Genomic DNA, 822 nt, shown 5'->3' with positions numbered 1-822 from the left:
CTACAGGACAATAAGGAGTGGTAATATGGCACGTTTAAGTGATTTAGTTAACGTTGATATAAATAGAGAAACAATTACAATACAGAAGGTGCAAATCCCCGTTATTTTTACGATGGAGTCATTCCCTTATGTGGAAGAAGCCTTTGGAAAGAAATTTCATGAATTTCAGGAAGAAATGAATGATATGTTCGAAAAAGGCGAAGTAGTTATGGGAGAACATGAAATTAAATTAATGAGGGTATTAATTTATGCAATGATGCGTAGCGGTGGAACAGAATGTACATTGGAAGAAGTTAAAGGCTCCATTCCATTACATGAACTGCCTGATGTCTTTCAAGCTGCAGTTAACATATTCAACAGACAAAACTTCCAAATTGAAGATATGGAGAAGTTGAAGAAAGAAAAAAAGTAAAGAACATACTGAATAAAAATGAAGAATCTCAGTCTGAGTTGGACTGGGATTTTTATTTTTATGTCGGTAATACGTTGCTCGGTTTAAGTATGGATGACTTTTGGAAAATCACTCCTAATCATTTTTTAAAGCAATTCATTATGCACCTTCGATACACCAATCCGGATGCGCTTGAAGAGCATGTAGTGAAACCAAAACAAATCTATACGTTAGATCAGACTCCATTTAGATAAGTGAGGTGAGAAAATGCCAGGAGGAAATAGAGAAAGAAACGTTGTTCTTAACTTTAAAATGGATGGACAAGTACAGTATGCTAACACGCTGAAACAAATTAATATGATTATGAATAATGCGGCAAAAGAATACAAAAATCATATTGCAGCAATGGGGCAAGATGCCACTATGACTGA

The 822-nt window shown here is 34.9% G+C and carries 2 protein-coding genes; both read left to right on the top strand.

Annotation, left to right across the window (positions count from 1 at the left end; translation table 11 throughout):
• The first annotated feature begins 25 nt into the window (after positions 1-25).
• Positions 26-412, top strand: coding sequence for a hypothetical protein (locus CN288_RS27440; RefSeq protein WP_098303600.1), 387 nt, complete (start codon positions 26-28; stop codon positions 410-412).
• Between the two features lie 38 nt (positions 413-450).
• Positions 451-645, top strand: coding sequence for a hypothetical protein (locus CN288_RS27435; RefSeq protein ID WP_098303599.1), 195 nt, complete (start codon positions 451-453; stop codon positions 643-645).
• The last annotated feature ends 177 nt before the right edge of the window (positions 646-822 follow it).

This window comes from Bacillus sp. AFS023182 (assembly GCF_002560575.1).
Taxonomy (GTDB): Bacteria; Bacillota; Bacilli; order Bacillales; family Bacillaceae_G; genus Bacillus_A; species Bacillus_A arachidis.
This window is presented reverse-complemented; position numbering and strand designations above follow the sequence as displayed.